This is a genomic window from Paenibacillus hubeiensis (assembly GCF_032334105.1).
Lineage (GTDB): Bacteria > Bacillota > Bacilli > Paenibacillales > Paenibacillaceae > Paenibacillus > Paenibacillus hubeiensis.
Map to the genome: position 1 here is coordinate 15,032 of NZ_JAVYAE020000019.1, position 20,474 is coordinate 35,505.

The 20,474-nt window shown below is 45.2% G+C and carries 16 protein-coding genes; all 16 read left to right on the top strand.

Translation table 11 applies throughout. From position 1 onward, the window contains the following. Window positions 1–25: 25 nt before the first annotated feature. The 16 genes from RSX24_RS28890 to RSX24_RS28965 all read left to right on the top strand — a co-directional run bounded on the left by RSX24_RS28890 (window position 26) and on the right by RSX24_RS28965 (window position 20,473). Window positions 26–1,375 (top strand): tubulin-like doman-containing protein, encoded by a 1,350-nt coding sequence (locus RSX24_RS28890; RefSeq protein WP_343262526.1) that lies wholly within the window; start codon window positions 26–28, stop codon window positions 1,373–1,375. Window positions 1,376–3,449: 2,074 nt separating this feature from the next. Then, the gene (locus tag RSX24_RS28895) at window positions 3,450–3,857 is read left to right on the top strand and encodes a hypothetical protein (protein ID WP_343262527.1); all 408 of its coding nucleotides are present in this window, start codon (window positions 3,450–3,452) and stop codon (window positions 3,855–3,857) included. Window position 3,858: 1 nt separating this feature from the next. After that, complete coding sequence (gene mobP3, locus RSX24_RS28900; protein WP_343262528.1) at window positions 3,859–6,537, top strand: MobP3 family relaxase; 2,679 nt, start codon at window positions 3,859–3,861, stop codon at window positions 6,535–6,537. A 492-nt stretch (window positions 6,538–7,029) separates the two neighbouring features. Beyond that, window positions 7,030–8,967 (top strand): VirD4-like conjugal transfer protein, CD1115 family, encoded by a 1,938-nt coding sequence (locus tag RSX24_RS28905; protein WP_343262529.1) that lies wholly within the window; start codon window positions 7,030–7,032, stop codon window positions 8,965–8,967. Between the two features lie 38 nt (window positions 8,968–9,005). After that, entirely contained in the window at window positions 9,006–9,398 is a 393-nt protein-coding gene (locus tag RSX24_RS28910) for a hypothetical protein (protein WP_343262530.1), read from the top strand. A gap of 96 nt (window positions 9,399–9,494) precedes the next feature. Next, window positions 9,495–9,830 carry a hypothetical protein gene (locus RSX24_RS28915; protein ID WP_343262531.1) on the top strand — a complete coding sequence of 112 codons (336 nt, stop codon included), beginning with the start codon at window positions 9,495–9,497 and terminating at the stop codon, window positions 9,828–9,830. Window positions 9,831–9,840: 10 nt separating this feature from the next. After that, complete coding sequence (locus tag RSX24_RS28920) at window positions 9,841–10,734, top strand: conjugal transfer protein TrbL family protein (protein WP_343262532.1); 894 nt, start codon at window positions 9,841–9,843, stop codon at window positions 10,732–10,734. A gap of 2 nt (window positions 10,735–10,736) precedes the next feature. Beyond that, window positions 10,737–11,042, top strand: a complete 306-nt coding sequence (locus RSX24_RS28925; protein WP_343262533.1) for a PrgI family protein — start codon at window positions 10,737–10,739, stop codon at window positions 11,040–11,042. 23 nt (window positions 11,043–11,065) lie between these two features. After that, a complete protein-coding gene (locus tag RSX24_RS28930) occupies window positions 11,066–11,764 on the top strand; it encodes a TraC-like domain-containing protein (protein ID WP_343262534.1) in 699 nt (232 codons plus the stop codon). After that, entirely contained in the window at window positions 11,757–13,613 is a 1,857-nt protein-coding gene (locus tag RSX24_RS28935; protein ID WP_343262535.1) for a VirB4 family type IV secretion system protein, read from the top strand. The genes RSX24_RS28930 and RSX24_RS28935 overlap by 8 nt, the downstream gene beginning before the upstream one ends. Further along, a complete protein-coding gene (locus RSX24_RS28940; RefSeq protein ID WP_343262536.1) occupies window positions 13,613–14,608 on the top strand; it encodes a M23 family metallopeptidase in 996 nt (331 codons plus the stop codon). The genes RSX24_RS28935 and RSX24_RS28940 overlap by 1 nt, the downstream gene beginning before the upstream one ends. A 106-nt stretch (window positions 14,609–14,714) precedes the next feature. Next, entirely contained in the window at window positions 14,715–16,082 is a 1,368-nt protein-coding gene (locus RSX24_RS28945; protein ID WP_343262537.1) for a hypothetical protein, read from the top strand. Window positions 16,083–16,111: 29 nt separating this feature from the next. Then, window positions 16,112–17,098 (top strand): SAF domain-containing protein, encoded by a 987-nt coding sequence (locus RSX24_RS28950; protein ID WP_343262538.1) that lies wholly within the window; start codon window positions 16,112–16,114, stop codon window positions 17,096–17,098. Continuing rightward, window positions 17,095–17,769, top strand: a complete 675-nt coding sequence (locus RSX24_RS28955; protein ID WP_343262539.1) for a hypothetical protein — start codon at window positions 17,095–17,097, stop codon at window positions 17,767–17,769. Before RSX24_RS28950 ends, RSX24_RS28955 begins: the two co-directional genes overlap by 4 nt. Window positions 17,770–17,772: 3 nt before the next feature. Next, on the top strand, window positions 17,773–18,612 hold the full coding sequence (locus RSX24_RS28960) for a CpaE/TadZ family protein (protein WP_343262540.1): 840 nt from the start codon (window positions 17,773–17,775) through the stop codon (window positions 18,610–18,612). 4 nt (window positions 18,613–18,616) lie between these two features. Further along, window positions 18,617–20,473, top strand: a complete 1,857-nt coding sequence (locus RSX24_RS28965; protein ID WP_343262541.1) for an ATPase, T2SS/T4P/T4SS family — start codon at window positions 18,617–18,619, stop codon at window positions 20,471–20,473. Window position 20,474 lies beyond the last annotated feature (1 nt).

Here is a 20,474-nt window from a genome sequence, read left to right on the forward strand (position 1 = left end):
TGAACTCATAAGGAGGTTGAAGAATTTGAAAATCGATAACAAGTGGCTTTTGGAAGGGTTTCTCGAACAGAAAGGAGCTTCTGCAGGTCTGTACGCCGGCTTTGTTGGTGTGGGACAAGGTGGTGGCAAAATGGTTGATGCACTTGCTTCAATTAAAAATCTGAATGGTACCCAAGCTTACCCATGCATCGTTGCGAATAGCAACCTGGGAGATATGCAGAACCTTAAAAATATCCCTAGCCAATATAAGTTTGGGATGAAAGGTTACGAAAACGGAGTTGGTAAAGATCCGGAACTTGGCAGAACTGCTTTTCTTGAGAATGGCGAAAAGATATTCGATGCCATTGGTAGTCTTATGTCAAAATGTCAAGTGATTGTTGTTGTTGTTTCGTTAGGAGGCGGTACAGGCACAGGCGCAGTTAATGACCTAGTCGCAGCTATTCGTGAATATCTGGGTATCCCTGTCATTGTAATCGCCAGCTTACCTCGTCCTAACGAAGTTGAGAGCCGCAATGCATATAATGCTCTAGCGGAGCTGACTGAAAAATTCACGGTAAATCAGTACGAAGATGGAGAGTATCGGCTGTTAGAATCTCTCATTATCCTGGATAACGAGAAAATCTTCAACGAACACATCCAGGATCCAGAGATGCCTAAATTGGGGCTGACTTGGGATTATTACAGTAACTACAAACTTGCCTCCATCTGGCATGAATGGAGCGTCTTAACGACCCTTGGAAGTGACTACACTGTAGACGTAGCGGATCTTCTTAATCATATTCTCCTGGGTGGAGGAGTGATCACGTTCGCCAAAAAGAAAATCAACTTGGACGAAGTGACCACAACGGAAGATCGAATTAAGGAAATCGTTAGTACATATCGTGGCCGAAACGTTCTTGCCAATGGCTTTGACTACGAAAATGATATGAGAAGTCTGGCTCTTGTAGTCGTCATGCCGAAGGCTAGAGAAAACGAACTCAATCAGGATACACTTGAGATGATCCGGTCCGAAGTAAAAGCTCAACTACCTAATGTCAACTTCTATCCAGGATCGGTCACCAATAACAGCGACCGTCATGCTATCGTGTATACCATGGCCAACATGGGTGGTTTGCCTGAGCGGGCAAGGAATCTCAGACATGAAGCCGAAGAGTTACTGCAGCAAAGATTGGCCAGCGAACGAGCTGCTTCTGGATTCCAAATGGGTGATAAACTCGATGCAGGCGCCAAGAAAAATCCATTTGCCGGTGGTGGCGTGAAAAAGGGGAACCCGTTTGCAGCTAAGAAGGAAGCTTCAGCTGGGCAAGAAGATGCAACTGTACCGAAAACTCAGACCAAGAATCCTTTCAATAAGTTCTCCAACAAATTCAATTAATAGTTTTATAACAAAAGGAGCAATCGTTAATCGATTGCTCCTTTTGTTATTTCAAGATCAGGTTGAGCCAGTACATTCAGTACAAGAGCTATAAGAGGGACATTGTTAGATAAAGTGGCCAAAAACATGTCGCAAAGCTTGAGATACAAAACCCTAAATTCGTATTTACAGAATTTATTTGCTTATGGAGCTGTAACAGCTGGTTACAGGACCGTTTGAACACTAGGTCAGACAGACATGTGTTATGAATGCGGCTCCTGGTGCTTATGATGAATGATCCAGACGCAAAGGCGAGGGACTTACAAGGAACATGTTAAAAAACCTTCAGGCTACTCTTATGCTTCCAACAGGGACGTGTTAGAGGATACGGATCTCGATGAAGCTTGTAACGGTTCGTCACAGGTGATCCTGGGAACTCAGATCGTTCCCATTAGGATCAAAGAACGGTCATCATTTTCGTGAAGCAAAGGTGGTTAATGTGACTTAACGCCTCGTTAGAATGCTTAATGTCTCGTAATGTGACGATACAGTCAAATCCTTGATATACAAGGGATTTCACCTATCGCGCCTCATAACGTCACATAATGTCTCGTTTGAATATCCGACTATTCATGTGACATTATGCCTCTTATTGACTCCTATTGTCTGGTTTGATTTCTCCATGCTTAGGTTGGTGCCCGTGTATTCCACCGACCGATCCGTTTGAGTAAAGAATGCAATTATCGGTTCACTTTTGGGTCGGTTTGCTTGGAAAACAAAACCCTGAATTTGAGGTGGAGATCGTTATGAATCTTTGGACAAGGAGAAGAGCCCTCTAACAGAAGCAGTCTGGGAAGTGAATCAGCTTTTCACTGGTTTGTTAGAAACCCGTAGGTGCTCTCCTATAATGTCTGCAGAACAAAATTGAAAGGGGTGATGCAAAATGAAGGTAGCGCTGAAAAAGCTGTGGTCTGCGGCGAAGTGGGTCGGTGTGAAGTTATGGAACTTCATTACCTCAAAGCGATGTGCTCAGTTGCTCATTAACATCGGCGTGTTTATCAAGTTCATACTTCCTCTATTCGGCTTAGGCTTATAAGCAGAGCGAGAAGGTGAACGGTGACGGCGGACAAGCCTGGTGTAAACCAGGCCCCCAATGTCGCCTATTTTTTTCATGAAAGTGGCGGTATATTTGGCCGTGTGCTGCATTATGCATCCTAGTGAGTTGTTATGTCTCTTAATTGCGGAACCCCTTGCTATCGCTGGGGTTTTCTTTTGTGTCTCATATTACCTCGTAATGTCTTTTTATGTCTTGTATTGTGACATATAAGTGTAGTACAGCTTAAATGAGCTAATTCTTTTTCGTAAACCATGACTCAAGTGTGTACCTTCGTGAGACTTTTGCCTATGGCCCCGGAATTGCCTTTTGGTCCTGTCCTAAAGCACTGACCGATCACTTCCAGGTTTAATCCTAATCGTCGCTTGTTGAGCAGCCGGTGCTTCTGTTACTTATGTCTTGTTATGTCTCATTAACCGGGTTCACAGCTTTAGGTCTAAGATTCAATATTCTGATGGAGAAGTTATAGCCTATCACAAGTCAATAAGTCATCGACGCAGCTCTAGCACTAATCAAGTTTATATAACAACAGGCTTAATGATCGATATCCTATCCCTAGCAGCTTGGATCTGTGTGAAGAGTTGATTCCCCTAATCTCAATTGCTGAAGCAGCTCATGGCCAGGCTGATGCAGTGCTTGATAGCCGGTGATTTGAGTGAGCCTGGTTTAAAGCTTGCGAGTATGAACAGGCTGCATAATAGATCGCTTGTGTGAGAAACGGTCCGAAGGCCGGCAAGTGCCAAAGGCGCTTGATCGAGGTAGAGGCATTGCGGCACACCGGGCGGAGTGAGGGAAGTCAGTAATGCAGGATAAGGCGCGTGTCCGCGCGAGACCACATATATCCGGCAAAGCCGGTTAATTTTCATTTTATTTAGACCACAAGTTAGACCACAGATACTATGAATCTTTCTTTTTTTGGACACAAATGCTAGAATTCGTTGATATATAAGGATTTTTGAGGACCACGGAGGAGGATTATTCATGATAAACGAGTCAATTCCAAACTTAGGAGAGCCGTACAAGCTTCGAATGGAACTTGATGTAGAAGCCAAGTTGAATGCTGTAATGGCTTTAACAGGTGAGAAAAAACCTGATGCATTGAGGAGACTACTTCGTGATGCAGTGGAAAGAGAACTTGCTGAACAAACTCTTGGATACGTGCTCCCGCAGATTCGCAGGGCTGTATCGGAATCTATTAGACCTACAGAAGACAGAATGGCGAAAATTGCTTCCAAAGCCGCGATAGCATCTGGAACGGCTATGTATACCAATCTCGAACTATTGGGTCAGATGGGCAAAAAGGACATCAGGGAAATACATAAAACTGCTCGGGTAAAAGCGGTATCTTTTTTGAGAAACAAAGAAGACGCGGTAGATACGGAGAATTGATATGGCTGATAAGTTTTCCTTTGCAGAAGAACACGCAAGGTTCTCGGCTCCTTTTATTTGCAAAGTATCTTTTTATGCTCCTCAGAAGGGAAGCAATGTTAACCAATCAAAGAATGCGAAGCATATTGAATATATAGGGACACGCCCAGGTGTTGATGTTGGAGAAGAAGAGAAGCCGTTTGATCCAGAGGAAGTCACGTTAAAAGATCGAGTAGCTGCGTGGGCCAAAGGAGAGAGTGTTGTTCCGGATACAGCTGCCTGGCATGTAAAGTATGCAGATGAAAGACCTGGATCTCATGGATTGTTCTCGTCTTCTGATCAGCATCCGAATCTAAAGGATGTTCAGAATGAACTTTTGGAGCATAAAGGAATTGTTTGGCGAGCAGTGCTCAGTTTGAAGGAAGAAGATGCGCTGAGGCTTGGATATACCGATCGGGCAAAATGGGAAGATGCTTTGCGTGCTACTGTACCAGATGCAGCAGCGAAGATGGGGATACCTGAAACAAATTTGAAGTGGGTAGCTGCATTCCACCAAGAACAAGGACATCCTCATGTCCATTTGGTTCTATGGGAAAAGAATCCGATCAAACGGAAAGGCCAGCTTAATGCGAAGCAGATGGAAAATATCAAACAAACCTTTGCTAAAGAAATTTACGCTGATGAACGAATGCTTCTAAATCAGGAAAAAACTGCGGCTCGTGAGATGATCCGAACCATGAGTAAGGATGAGTTGACGAATGTGGTTCAGTTCATGAGGGAGATCAAAGATGTTGGCGATGAGATCGATCTTGAGTTGAAGAGCATGGGTAACAGTAAAACCGGCATCGCGCCGAGATTGTATTCTGAAGACCAGAAAGCAATTATGAATCGAATCAAATCGATTGGCGAGATCCTTCCGGACAAGGGTCGCATTGCTTATCAGTATATGCCAGATTCAGTAAAGGCTGAGGTAGATGACACTACAAAATGGTTCCTTCAGCAACCCGCATTTCATGGAACGCTAACCCGTTACTATGGTGCTGTTGAAAATATGACCAGACAGTATTCGTTCAAAGATAGTGATATCCAGAGGGCTAAGGACAAAGCGGCTGCAGACTTGGAAAAACGTGTTTCTCAGCTGATTTTACGAGCTGCCGCTGAATCTAAGAAAGAAGTGTACCTTCGGGTAGATCCAGCAAAGGCACAGGCTGTCATTCAGGAGTTTTCTCAAGCCATGGGCCGGCCGGAAGATCATTTCGCTGAGAATGTAATGAGTAGTGTAGTGGATGCCCTCCGACAAGTTGGAATTGGCCAATCTGAACAATTATCACTTGTCCAGGATTGGTTAAAGAAAGCAGACTTGGGGCTGAGCTCCGAGCAAGCACAGCAGCTGGTTCGGTCGGTTAATCGTTCGGAACCGGCGGAAATTCAAAACAGAGAACAGGTGGCTGTTACAGTTCTCCGTCTTAGTGGCGCCAGTGAAGAGAAAATTAAGGAATTACTTCAGGATCGGGAAATGGATATCCCGGACATCGATAAGCTCATTAAACAGACCGAGAAGGTAGTCAAGGAATCGTCTAACTCGATGTCTGAAGCAGAGTGGGCTAAATTCAAAACGTTACTGCAGATTGATGCTGAATATCCTTGGCAAATGGAAAGAGTCCAGAGCTTAGAGGGAAGTAAGGACGAGATCACGAGTGCATTCAAATCAGGAGTGCTTTCTGCAGAAGCAACTGATAACGGGGGATACATTGCCTTTTGTATGACTGTAGCACTGAAGCAAATGGGTGTGGATGATGCCGAGCGCCGTACTATTATGAGAGAGTTTGCCGCTGAAAATGAAGTTGCAGATATTAGCCAAATCTTAAAATCAGTTGCCGAGAAGGATACAAGCTATCTGAGGGAAACGACCTGGGAGAAAATCAAGGATGGACTCAAGATCGATATCGATTATCCCTGGCGATCTTCAGAAGTCCTTCAGCTGGATGATAGCAAAGTGGCCAAGGCACTGTCCGATATTCAAAAATCCAGTATATCCCTTTCGCCAGAAGATGCCAAATGGGTAGCTCAAAAATATGCATCTCTTCTGCAGAATACCGATTCTGACGAAGGAATTATTCTTAGGAAGATACGTGAGTGGTCAGAACGGTCAGGGAATCTGTCTCCAGAACAGATCCGGCCCGCGGAGATTTTCGAAAAAAGAACCAATGACACTGCTCTATTAGGCCGGCAGCTTGGAATCCGGGATGAGGTCAACCATACCGTTACCAATTTTGCGAAAGTCATGGTAGCTGCAGGAGTTCCGTTTGATCAAGTCAAACAAATGGTACATGACTGGAATACCCGTAGTGGATTAAATTTGCCGAAGGAACGTCTTGATCCGATCCTTGAACGTGTTAAAAAATCAGCAGACGAAACGATTCCTTGGGGTAGGCCACCGGTCGTAAGCCGCAAGGATTTTGAACAACTCAAAAAAGTGTTAAAGATCGAAAATGCTCCATATCCTTGGCAGAGTAAAAATCAATCTAGGGGTCGAAGCGGTCCTGGTAACAATCCTGGGATGAACCTTGCTAAATCCCTTTGGAAAAGCGTTTGGAACTCGATGGAGCAGGAGCGTATACGCACTCAATCTCAAGGTGAAATCATGAAACGACAAAATGAAAGACGCCTTCAGCGAGAGGCTGAACGTGAACGGGATTGATTGTCTGACAAATTGTTGGCAAAATCAATAAAAACCCTTTTCTGCACAAGGTTTATCCTGTCTTCAAAAATGTTCGACAAATCCCTTAAAATAACTAGTTCATATGAACTAGTTATTTTGTTTTTTTAGTCATATATGACTATTGAGTGTAAGGGTCGAAAGTCCTTTAATATGTAAAGGGAGGTGATTCCATGGGAGTGCGATTTTCCCATTCTCAAGGAAGTATGAATGCCGGAAATGAGGTGATGAAGTGGCGGCGTCTGTACGAGTCAGTGGACGACTGAACCTGTCTAAAAAGGCGCAAGAGCACTACTTCAGAGCCTGTAAGATTAGAGGTGGACAAACCCGTCTTCTTGAAAATGCATTAGAATATTACACGGATCAAGGAGCGTTGGACATCAAACAAGAGCTAAGTGAAATGCGTTTTATGCTTTTTCAATTGGCAGTAAAGCAAGGTGTTGACCTAGGTCTTTTGAACCAAGAAATGTTTGCTTGTCAACCAAGTCTCTCGAGGGAGGGAATAACCTGAAATTTCTCTCACCGAGATGGATTTTACTCTATGTTTTGTTACTCATTGATATTCTTGTATTGCCCAGTATTGCTCAAATACCCATGTACGTATTGGGTAAGGACGCGATTGGATTTTCAGTCTGGGTCGATCAGCTCAACCCTTTGAAGGCCATTGCTGAACTGTTTAATACAGAAAAATTATTGCTTACATGGTTGGTACTTCAGTTATTAGTACTCTTGTTGATCATCAAAATCTTCTGGCGGGATGCTCCAAGAAAAAACAAAGTCAGTGATGGGATCGGTGGACCAGAGGCTGCGGGATCCGGGCAGTTCGGAACAAGTCGCTGGATGACTGAGAAAGAAGTGGCGAAAGCATCATTGAAATGGTTTCTGAAGCAATCTGTACTCGCTGGCGGCATCGTTCTTGGTGCATATTTGAACGGCTCACGACCTTATGCTTATGTAGACACTGAAGATGGAAACACGATTATCATCGGTGCAACGCGCTCAGGGAAAACGAGAAGACTCGTGTTTCCAACAATATGGATGCTGGCTCACGCTGGAGAGTCCATGATTGTCACGGACCCCAAAGGAGAGTTGTACGATCGTTCTTCAGGATTCTTGGAAAGTATGGGGTACAAGGTCCATTACCTGGATTATCGAAAACCTGGCCGTGGGAGTAGAGATAACTATTTGGAGCCAGTAATTCAAGCTCTGAAGGCTGGAGACGTGGCCATGGCTACAAAGCATGCATGGACCATTGCACACATGTTCGTATATCAAAAGCCAGGTAACGATAAAGGCGAATCCATATGGAAAGACGGTCCTGAGTCTGTGATCGCTGCGTTGATCTTAGCCGTGGCCATTGAAGCTCCGCGAGACGATCAAAAACATATGTACTCGGTTTACAAAATTCTTATCGAGCTTGGTAAAGTGAAAAAAGTCAGAATGGGCAATCAAATCATTGATTTCGTTCCGCTATCAGATTACTTTGATAGGCTTCCATTGGATCATCCAGCAAGAGAAGCTTATGGTATTGCAAGCTTGGCACCAGAACGAACCAGAGCAAGTTTTTTCAGTTCGGCAGCTGCATTACTTCGATTGTTTGCAGATCCTTCTATCGCGTATCTCACTTCGAAAAAGGAGTTTGATGTTACACGGGCAGGAAATGAGAAGACCGCGATCTTCCTAATCATTCCAGATGAAGATACAACCCGGCATGCATATGCAGCATTGAACGTTGCACAATCATATGATGCTTTGGTTGATGAGGCTAATAATCATGTTGGGGGACGGTTACCGATCCGTGTGAATGTTCTGCTAGAGGAATTCGGAAATATGCCGCCATTCCCGGACATGGATACCAAACTCACGGTATCACTGGGACGGGGAGTTAGATGGTTTATGATCATCCAGGCATACTCACAGCTGGATAGTAAATACGGACCTCAGGTGGCTAAAACGCTAAAAGGAAATGTTCAGAGCACAATCTATCTCCGGACTACGGATATTTCTACGATGGAGGAGCTCAGTAAGCGAACTGGAACATACACTGTGGAAACATCAGGTAATAGCTACAATGTCAATCAAACAAACGTAAGTCATGGGGCTTCTGTCAGTCATACTGGACGAGCTTTGCTCACACCAGATGAGATCGGACGTTGGCCGCGTGACATGTCACTGGTGCTTCGCGGAGGAATGAATCCAGCCAAATTACCTTTACCAGATCTAAGCCTTTGGCCTGCAGATCAAGAGTTGAAAGGCAAGGAGGTTCAGGAAGAGCGTAAAGTGGAAAAGGTTCCATTCTTCATCCCAGCCGGATATATGGATGACGGATCTTATATTCCTGAAGATGAAAACGAACAACCAGATACAGAAGAAGTGGAAGATGAGGCTCCCACTTTCATGGATGTAGACTAAAAATATAATTAGTCTAAATATTGAAAGGAGGTGATAGCGTGAATATGTCCTTTATTATATCCCTTGCGGTTATAGCGACCTTGATATTTGTTTCCGTTATTTTCGGAGGGCTTACATACAAAAGAACAAATCAACTGCTCAAATATAAACAAAGACAAACTACGATGCTGCTCTCAGACGTTCAAGGACTTTTGGACATATATCCCCATGACCTATCTTTGAACCAGCGAGATCGGATCGCTACGGCTTTGTTTGTTTTGCAGGAGGAAACGTTCCAACACGGTAAAGGACATCATCAGACTATGAGTTTGTGGGACCTGGCGCTAAAGCTCGTTAATAACCAAATTAATGAGATAACGGAACATGATTTTCAAGAACTAGAGGCACATATTCACTTTCAACTGACTTACTTGTCTCACCGCTTATTGTGAGCATGTTGTTCGGAAATATCGTTAACAAGTTGAAGATTTCAAACTTTTGGGCGGCTTGATTAGCGGGATTTCCTCAATGAAGGAGGAAGAGGATTCGTGTCAAAAAAATGGTTTAACTCTCGCGTGTTTTATACATCACTTTGGGCGCTATTTATCATGATGATGTGTGCATTCCCAGCTTTTGCAGATGATCCTAAAATTGTATCGGGGTCAAAAAAACTTGGTGAAGACGGGCTGAAATGGGTTCTCGTATTAATCCCTGTAGGAGCAGCAGCGTTTATGGGTTACCACGCATTAGCAAAATTGGCTGCTGAAAACGATAGTGCTGAAATTGCTTCACGAAACAAAAGTATGAAACGCATTCTGATCGCAGCAATAATTGGTGAGTCTGTTTCTGGTATTGTCACACTGGTACTAGGTTACTACAAATGAGGAGGCTCCTATGAGAACTTTCCTCCCTGCGTGGAATCCAATATCGAATCTGATTGAGGAAGCCATTGAAAATTGGCTCACAAACTTGGCTAACTCAGCCATCAATTTTTATCTTGAGTTATTGCAACAAATCAATAGCGCATCACTTGGCGTATTGGATATGCCCGTTGTAGTACAGGGAATTTTACTTGCTCAAGCGATTGCGGGATCACTCCTCGCGGCGAAGTGGGCATTTGAAATTTGGTATAACAACATTCTCCGTAATTCAGGGGACTCAGAAGCTGATCTGCAGAACGTTCTCATTAACGGAGCTCAAGCCGCTGCCATCATTATGTCCGTCCCCTGGATTGTCAGGCAAGTATATGCCTGGGGCACGTATGTAGCATCGGACGTGGTGGCCTTACCAGGGGTTGACTTATCCAATATGAGTAGCCCAGTAAGTACCCTGTTAACCGGATCGATGCTCCAGAACGGTTTTCCAATGGCTACAGCCATTGCCGTATTGTTCGCCCTCGTCATGTTAGTCGTTGTATTGATTCAAACATTTATCCGAGCCGGCGAACTAGCCGTAGCTGCAGTTGTTGGATCTTTCCTGGCTCTGGGCCTTACCAACTCAAACAGTCAGGCATTCCAAGGCTGGTGGCGAGAGCTTCTGAACATATCCCTAGCACAGGCTATTCAGATGTTTTTGATCAAATGTAGTTTCTTTGCACTTTTGAATTTTGCAGCGCCTGCATGGGTTAACGTTTTTCTCTTCTGTGGATTTGTATGGGTTACGTACAAGAGCCCTGCGATCCTTAAACAATACGTATACTCGACAGGTGCAGGAAAAGCACTTGGCGGAGCTGCACAACAGGCAGGTTCCATGGTCATGATGCGTAAGCTGATGACGAAAGGGGTGTAGGTATGAATTATTACATTCCTAAAAACGTGAAGACGAGATTTCAAATCATGCCAGGGATCGGTTGGGCGGAATTACTCCTTGTGCTAATTGGTGCAGGTATCGGTTTTGGAATCGGATATGGACTTTTTTTATTAACCGCGTCTGTATTCTCATATGTAATTACCGCTTTCTTTGCGGCTTTAGGATTTATGATCGCTAAACCGCATCCGGTAACCGGGAAAAATGCAGTTGCACTGATTAAAGACTTTCAAAATTTTAAAAGCAAGCAGAAGCGTTACTACTATCGATACGGAAGTGGAAGACGCTAATTATTTTCAATGGGGGAATTCAATTGGGCCTTGGCAAAAAAGAACGGTCCAAAGGGAAGCAGCAGGCAACATCTGCTTCCCCAACCCAGACCGCAGCTGCTGGTGAGCCTAAAAAAGGCCAAATGACGGCGCAAGAATGGCTACCAGTGAAGGACATCCATAGCAATTTGCTGTGGAGAAAAGACAATGTTGTTGTATGTGTAATCCGAGTACAACCTGTAAATATCGCACTCCTTAGTAAAAATGAAAAGAATCGTAAGATCAACAAACTAGCTGAAGCACTCAATGGTATCGACTACCCTTACCAGATCCTTTCCATCGCAAAGCCCGTAGATCTCGATGCCTTCATCATGACTTTGGAACGTGCAAAAAAAGATACCGAAGATGTTATACGCAAACGGCTCTTGAATGGGTATGCCCAGCAAGCAGCGGGAAAAGCAATGAGTGGTGAAGCGCTTGAACGGCACTTTTACATCCTGATTCCCAAAGAGTTAGGTAAAAAAGAAAAGGTGGATGAAGCAGTCGTTTCGGATCGGGCTTTACAATTTGCAGGATCCCTTACACATGCAGAATTGACAGCAGATATTTGTAACGACCAAGCAAATCGGGACTTACAATTTATCTTCAATCATCCAAATCAAGCAGCATATGAACGATCGCCTGTTTCCATCGTGAATTTGCCTCCGATGGTGTTTGCAGAGGAGGTATACGAAAATGAGTAATGCCGTTGCAAAAAAATTAAGGCGGAAAAAATCTGAAAATCAAATGCAGCCAAAGATAACCGGTTTATTGGATATCATTAGCCCCACGGCAATTGAATTCCAAAACAAAAACATTATTTCTGGAGAACTACATCAACGAACGTTGGTTATTGTGGATTACCCTGAAAAGGTCACGCAGGCATGGATTTCGCGAATGGCCACGATGCCTGGGGTCGTGCTGAGTATTCACTGTGAACCTACCGATCCAAATGAGCTCCTAAGAGAAATTAAGATTTCAATGGGTGAGCTTGAGGCTAAGATCATAGCCGGCGGTAACCCGATTCTGATCCAACGTGCCAGAAGCCAGCTCAAAGGTGCGCATCAATTGATCAAAAAGATCGATACGGAATCCCAAAAGGTCTTTTTCATTACAGTTGTAATGCTAGTGCATGCGAATGATCCGGATACGCTAAACGATCGTGTCAAACGTGTGGAATCGGCACTGGCCGCAACAGGTATGCGTGGACGTACGCCGATGTTCCGCCAAGAGGAAGGGTACAAATCGGTCGGGCCATATGGGATGCTGGCTCCCGAGATTCGTCAACTCGGAGCTCGTAATATGCCAACGGAAACCGTGGCTGCAATGTATCCCTTCGTTTATTCCGGCATCAATGATGGTGACGGAATTCTCCTTGGTTCGGACAAGTCCGGCGGTATTGTATTGTTCGATCTATGGAAGAGGGAAGGAAGTCGAACCAACTCCAACATCACTGTACTGGGACGTCCAGGGGTTGGTAAATCAACAGTCATCAAGAAGATTCTGATGTACGAGTGGGCGCGTGGAACCAAAATTATCGTGCTAGATCCAGAGAGCGAGTACAAGGATCTGTGCCACAATTTAAATGGGGACTGGATTAACTGTGCTGGTGATCCAAGAGGGCGTATCAATCCACTGCAAGCTAGATCTGTTCCTATGGATGATGAAGATGATAAAGATCCACTTTTCACTGAAGCAGATAAGAGCCGCGGAGAACTTGGACTACACTTCCAATTCCTGCGCACATTCTACCGACTAAACTTAAGGGCAGCCACAGAAAAGCAACTGGTATTGCTGGAGATTGCTCTTGAAGAAGTCTACAAGCAGTTCGGCATCGATTGGAGCACGAAAATCGAGACCGTTCCCAATGACAAATGGCCTCATCAAGTTCATCTTTTTGAATACTGCGAGCAGCGTGGCCAAACGGCTGGAGAACAGTTCCAACAGGAGTGGGCAGAGCTTGCGCTTTACCTTCGATCTTTAGCCATCGGAGCAGACCAAGCTTTATGGGCGGGTCATACTACGTTACAGCCAGAGTCCAATTTCATTTGTTTGGATATCAACGGTCTTTTGGAGGCCGATGAAAATATCCTGAAGGCGCAGACCTTTAATATTTTGTCTTGGGCATGGAACTACATTTCTCGGGATCGGACGGAACGTGTCATCTTTGCTTCAGATGAAACATATCTGATTGTCGATCCAGAATACCCGCAGCCCCTGAAGTTCATTCGGAATACATCCAAACGGATCCGGAAGTATGAGGGCGGTCTGATGGTTATCACCCATAACATGGTCGATTTCATGGATCCGGCGGTCCGGCGTTACGGACAAGCTTTGCTTGATAATCCGGTCTATAAAATCATCATGGGACAAGGTGAAAATGATATCCAAGCCCTGCAGAAACTGATGCAGTTATCGGAGATGGAAGTCGAAACACTTCTTGCGGGGAACCGTGGTGAAGGGCTATTCGTAGCCGGGAACCGAAGGATACACGCCTCTATAGAGGTTGCGCCTTTCGAACTTGAAATGTTCGGACGAGGCGGGGGCCGATAATGTGGGGATGGCTTGCGCGAATAGCACTTGCTGATCCGGAAAAGACCATCAAAATAGCGCTTGGCCTTGTAGGAGGAGCCCTTTTGATCATCATGCTCCTCTTTGCAGCTCCGATCGCGTTCATGACACATCTTCCCCTGGGTAACTCAGAGGAGGAATATGACTACTACGTCCAAGGTGCAGCACAGATCCAAGCGGAGACGGGTGTACAGGTATCCTGGCAGTACATTATGGCCGTGGATGCAGTTGTCCTTAACCAAAACTTCAAGAACTCCAGCGCACAAAGAGCCTATGGGTACAAGCCTTATTTCGTTCGTGAAGAACAGGTTCGAGTGGAAAAAACCTGTACCAATGATAAAGGTAAATCCTATGACTGCTCGTATTACGAAACGCATTACTATCCAAGGGATTTTGACGAGACGCTTCAGATGTTGGTCAGAGATGGGCTAATCGATTCAGATCAGATCCAGGATGTGATGGATAAAGTGGAATACGTCTTTGAGGTGGTAGATGGCAAAATTGTATTTGAAGGCACGGAAGGCGGGAACGCTGGCGACTGGGACGATACTGGTGGAACACCAATCATTAAACCGGTAGAAGGCGGTATGGGTTGGCCGCTGGACGACAACCTGACCCGTATCACATCGCCCTTTGGTTGGAGGACTCACCCGATTACCGGTAAGAAGAAGCTTCATAAAGGCACCGATATTGGCGTGCCGATCGGGACCAACGTATATGCAGCTAGAGCGGGAAAAGTTATTCGAGCAGGTTGGGATAGCGGCGGTGGAGGAAATATCATCGGCATTGATCATGGGGACGGTATGGTAACCATGTACATGCATCTTGACAGCTTCGTTGCTCGGTTAGGGCAGCAAGTGGAAGCGGGGGAGCTAATCGCAAAATCAGGTAACACAGGAGGAAGTACAGGTCCTCACCTTCACTTCCAAGTCAATCTGAATGGAGAACCGGTTAATCCGATGCAGTATTATCGATGATTAGACGAAGCCTTGAGAAGAGTTGAGAGAGCGGAAAGGCAGCATCTTGATGATTTTCAAGGCAGCTAATCAGCGAAACAATCCCATTTAAAGGAGGTGAAAAATTGTGTACGGGATCATATCCAGTCCAGAACATATGGACGAAATCAAACGGGCTTTAGTAGATGAGCAAATATGGTTTGAGGTTGCTGGCGAGTTCGGAACAGAAGCTTTCTTGCAGCAATGTCAGAGTGTATCAGGAACTGCTATACATACGCTCATCATTGACATGGAGGCGGCGGAAGACATCGCCCTAGTCAAAGGGGTAAGGCAATATCGATTGAATCGTGACAGCCGGATCGTAATGGTCGCAGTCGGACGGGTACCTGGCGATCAGACCATCAATGAGCTGCTAAAATACAACGTTTATGATTTTGTCGCACCAAGTTATGCGAGCCTGGAAGGATATGAGGACGATTACGATGACGATCAGGAGGAAGAGGAGCAACAACAGGAAGTTATAAGCCCAATACGAAAGCCTCTCTCGTCGTACATTCGGGAACAGCTCGATGCGAAATCCTCATACTCCGCGGCCGCGCGTTGGGATATTGGCAGTGAAGAAATGGTTATACAGCAACAGCTGCAGAATGGCGGGTCTTCGAAAGATTCACCAACAAAGGGAACCAAGGGAGACACCAAGCAAATCAAGCACGTTCCCATTGGAATTGAGAGTATCGAGCAGATCGAGGAACTGGAGATTCAACCCCAGGTAGTGCGTGAGCAGCAAACTCTTGTGGAAACAATCATCGGGACGCTAATTATTGCGGTTATTGGTGTAGAGCCGGGGAGCGGGGCAACTCACACGGCTATCCTAATCACGGAGTTTTTGGCGCGTAAGGGAAGAAAAGTTGCCTTGATTGAGGGAAATGACTCTCAAGACTTCTATCGGATTGCCAATGCCTATGATGGTTTGGCAAACGTGCCCAATAACGAGCAAATGTTTACTATCGATGGCGTGGACTATTACAAATCAAATTATCGATATGATGTCCCAGAGCTGCTGGAAATGGAATATGACTACATCGTGCTTGATCTCGGTGCCTATCATGAAACGAGGTATATCGAGGAGTTCTATCGGGCTCATGTCCAAGTTGTCACCGGACATGGCATTGAATGGCGGCAACAGAAAATCTATGACTTTTCCAGGGAGCATGCCCATCGCGACCAATCCAAATGGATTTATTGTGTACCACATGCCAATAAATTGATTACTTCCGATGTTGAGAAGGGTTTGGGAACAGGAGTGGTTCGCATGATTCCACTGCACGCGGATCCGTATAAAGCACAAAAGGATACGGATGCGGTCCTGGAAGCGGTGTTGAAAGAATACATGGGCCAAAAGCGTAAAAAGGGCGGTACCGCCATTTACTTGATTGCTATCATCTTGCTGAGTGTCATCGTCGTAATGCTTATCATTGGACTTTATTTAAAGTAGATACTTCATGAAGAAGGGAACAAGAACTCATGTCAAAAATTAGGCTTCGTCAGAAGCAGCTGCTTATCGCCGGAGGGATCGGTGGGCTTTCCGTATTGCTGATCTGCATTCTTGCCGGAATCTTGTACGTTAACCACTTAACGGGGAAGTTGAACGGTCAACGGCAGGCTGTAGAGCTTGAATTAGAGCAGACCCAACAAGTAATGAAAGATGAATATATAGCGGTTGAAGTTGTGACCCGCGATATCGAGTCTGGGGAAACGATTCGGGCTAACGACTTAGAAACAAAAATGATCCAAAAAAGTGTTATTGCCGATGATGAAGTTCTCAGTAAGGAACTCATCAGCGGGAAAGTAGCGAAGATAAAACTTCCCCACAAGTCACCTGTCACCGCTTCAGTAATCTATGAAGATGAGGTGACAACCCGAGACATCCGGAACCAAGAGTTCAGCCTAATTGAACTACCAATCAAGCTGAAAAAAAACGATTATGTCGATGTTCGTATCAAACTTCCGTCTGGCCAAGACTACATCGTTCTCAGTAAAAAGCGGGTTGAAGACCTGCAGAACGGAACGGTTTGGTATCAGATGTCTGAAAAAGAAATTTTGAATATGTCGTCAGCCATCGTAGACGCGTACATTAACGACGCAAGCATCTATGCCTTGACGTATGTTGAGCCAGGCATACAGGAGAAAGCATACACAACCTATCCGGCTAACAAGTCAGTGTTGGATCTAATCGATTCCGATCCAAATATTATTCAGAAAGCAACCACTGAACTCGAGCGCAGGAATCGTGTGAAGCTGGAAGAAGCTCTCAATGCAATGACTCCACAGCAGCGGCAGGATTACAAAAGCAACCGTAACACGCAGCAGACAGCTGAAGAGCAAGCTGCTAAAGAGCAAACAACATACCAGCAGCAGTCCAATGATCTGATGAATGAAACGAGTACAACACAACCTGAAAATACAGAAACGATTTTTAACGATCAAAACAGTGTAGGTGGTACACCATGAAGCAGATCCTATTCATTGGCGCTTATGAAAAGTCGGATGTTCTCTTTTATGTAGCCAAGCTTCTATCCGTGGATTATAACGTGTTGATCCTGGATGTCACGGCCAATGCGGATTACGAATACGCTTATCCGAAAGTCGAAGGGCAAGACGGGGTACGGCAGCATGATCGCTTCGATGTGATTGAAAATGCCACACTGGAGACGTATCAGGAGCTGCAAAACGAGAGCAAATATGATTTCGTCCTAATTGATATCAGTCGTAAGGATGAGCTGCAGCGGTGGCCATCTGCCGATCAATATTTTCTTGTTACATCTCATGACAACGCAGTAATGCAACGCAATGGTGTCCTGATGAATGCATTCTTCCAAGATAAGAGCCATTCCGATCTGATCCCGGTTCACAAGTTGATTCAGGAATCAGCTGTTTTTCCGGAAGAAGTTATTGAGGAAACGTTTATCAAGCACCCGATTGACTGGAAGGAGTCTTTTATCTTTTATCCAGACGAAAGGGACCTGGGAAGCAAGTACATGAATCAGCATCTTTCTATGCTGCATACCAAAAAGCTCTCAGGGGACCTCAAATCAGCTTTACAGGGCGTTACAGCGCAAATATTAGGAATGACAACGAAAGAAGCAAAAAGGCTCTGGAAGCAAGCAGAAAGGGGAAAATAACGCATGGCAATCATATCTTTTTGGGGTCCACAACATGGCTTGGGGATAACAAGCAGCACAGCTGCTACCGCTGCACTCATCGGCATGGAATACCAGGTACGCACTTTGGTTTCACAACCGCAGTGGTCCGATACTACACTTCAGCGTATTTTCCAAAAAACAATCCAAAATCAAAACCCACAGGGATTCCAAACGAGTGGAGGGTTGGATGCCCTGGAAAGAGCTGTTCGGTCAGGGAGGTTTGAACGTGAATCCGTGAAAAACAATTCGCTGATTCTGGTTCCAGATCGGCTGGATATTCTCAAAGGAACAACAAAGGCCGACCGCGACCAGTTCGACGATGCCAGTGAAGTCATCAACCTCATCTATCAGAAAGCAACTGAATATTACGACTTGGTTCTGCTCGACTTACACAGTGGCCCAAACAGCCCGGTAGTCCTGGATGCATTAAGTCAATCGGATCTAATTGTCGTGTGCCTATCCCAAAATATCAACGTCCTGGAACGATTCTTTTTACAGCGGGAACAGCAACCGGAAGCCTTTCAGAAAAAGCCCTTTGTGATCCTGCTCAGTCAGTATGATGAGGATTCCAAATTCAAAGTCAAAAATATCTGTAACAAATTTCGTTATAAAGGACCAGTGTTCACCATGCCGTACAACACCAGCTTTAAAGATCACAGCAATGACGGCGATATCCAGTCCTTTTTCCGGAGAAACCAGCAGCTGACCAAGTTCCATCCGAATCGATTCTTTATTGAAGAATCCCGCAAGCTTGCGGTTCATATCTTGAACGAATCGGGGATCAACACCCAGGTTAAGCAAATCTCAGGAAAAGGAGCATGAGCAGATGGCAGCATCAATGATTTTCAATATTCTGTTCATTGCTCTTATCCTATCCGGATTAATTGGGTTGCTCCTGTACTTTCTTTTGAAAAAGCCGAAAAGCCCCAAGGCCGATTCGGCCCAGGCACAAGCAGAAAAATACTCCATTCCGATACTCGTTGAGTATGTCAAAGTCATGATTAACGAGTTCGTGAACACAAACTTAATGGATATGGGGTTGTCCGGAGAGGAATATGATCGCCGGCAAGCTGTGGTCAATGAGCTCAGGAACGCAATGCGAAACGCAGTATCCGGTGAAATTCGGGACAAGCTTTATCTGAAGGAGCACATTGAGGCTATTTTGGAACATGATTATGGACTTGATGAGAAAAATATCGACTGGGTAATTCCGTTTTCTCAGCCAGACCGGTTAACTTCTCAGGATCGTTTCGACATCCTCATGAATCATTTTAAAAAGAAGCATGGCTATAAGGCCCTTTCCTTCATGATTGAGAAGTATAATCTGGCCCGGCCCAAACATGTAATCGAGGGCGGAAAATCGGAGTCCTACGTGATTACTGAAGAGGAGATCCAAGCGATTTATCGTAAAGAGATCCGCGGACTCGACTTTAAGGATAAGCTCAATGTCATCGTTCAACGGGTGTACCAGTTGTACAAAGGTTTCGGTGTTGCAGATGAGATCCGGGACATGAACATCGATGGTTTGTCTGGTGGGGTCTCAGGGGCCCCAAGCAAGATGACCACGGTGGAACATGTCGCTGAGTTGGTGGGGCAAATGCGCAGCAGTAAGCGTGGAAACAACTCACTTTGGATTTTCTATAAAGGGAAGACGATCCACCTTTCATTTTTGGAATTTGAAACAGACCTTGAGCTCAAACGCGTAGCTCAAAATATTTACAAGCACAACAGTCCCGGACCGTTAACCGAGACATCCGGTTTTGTGGTAAACGATATGGCAGACGGATCCCGGGTCGTGGTTGTCCGGCCACCATTTGCTGAAAGCTGGGCTTTCTGGGTTCGGAAGTTCGATATTCCCAATCTATCGATTGAAAACCTGATTCCGGATACTCATAGTAATGCTGATTTAGCAAGAGACATGATCAAAAATCTGATGAAAGGTGCCCAAACCACTGCATACACCGGGAAAACGGGTGCCGGTAAAACATCTCTCATGATGACGAGTATCGGCTTCATGTACGCCTTTCTCAATTTGAGAACCGTGGAATTGATCTTTGAGCTTAACTTGCGGCAGCTGTACCCAGAACGAAATTCGATCGCGTTTCGAGAGCTTCCGACCATCCCTGGTCAAGAAGCGCTCAACTTGAATAAGAAGACGGATACGGATGTCAGTATCTTGGGTGAGGTAGCCAGCCAATCGGTAGCTACCTGGATGATCCAGATGACACAAGTAGGTAGTTTGTTCACGATCTTCTCGCATCACGCGGTGACCACACGGCAGCTGATCAAATGGTTCCGAGATGCACTTCTGGCCATGCAAATCATGCAAGATGAGCGCTTGGCTGAAGAGCAAGTGGCTGAAGCCATCAAGTGGGATATCCATGTGACACGGGATCCACAAGGGAATCGGTATATTGAGCGTATCACGGAAATCACCCTGGTCCAATACGATGATTCTTTCTTCGAGAACACCAATGATTATGAACAATTGATGAAAGAAAGCATCCGCAGAAAACACGGACCACTTTGGAAAGAGAGAAACATTCTGGAGTACAGGGACGGTGGCTACGTAGCGGTCAATCCAATCTCTCCGGAGCGAATTCAAGAAATGAGAGAAAACATGTTGCCGGAAGACCAAATCGCCTTTGATGCATTCATCAGTGAGCATTGGGGAGGGAACTAAT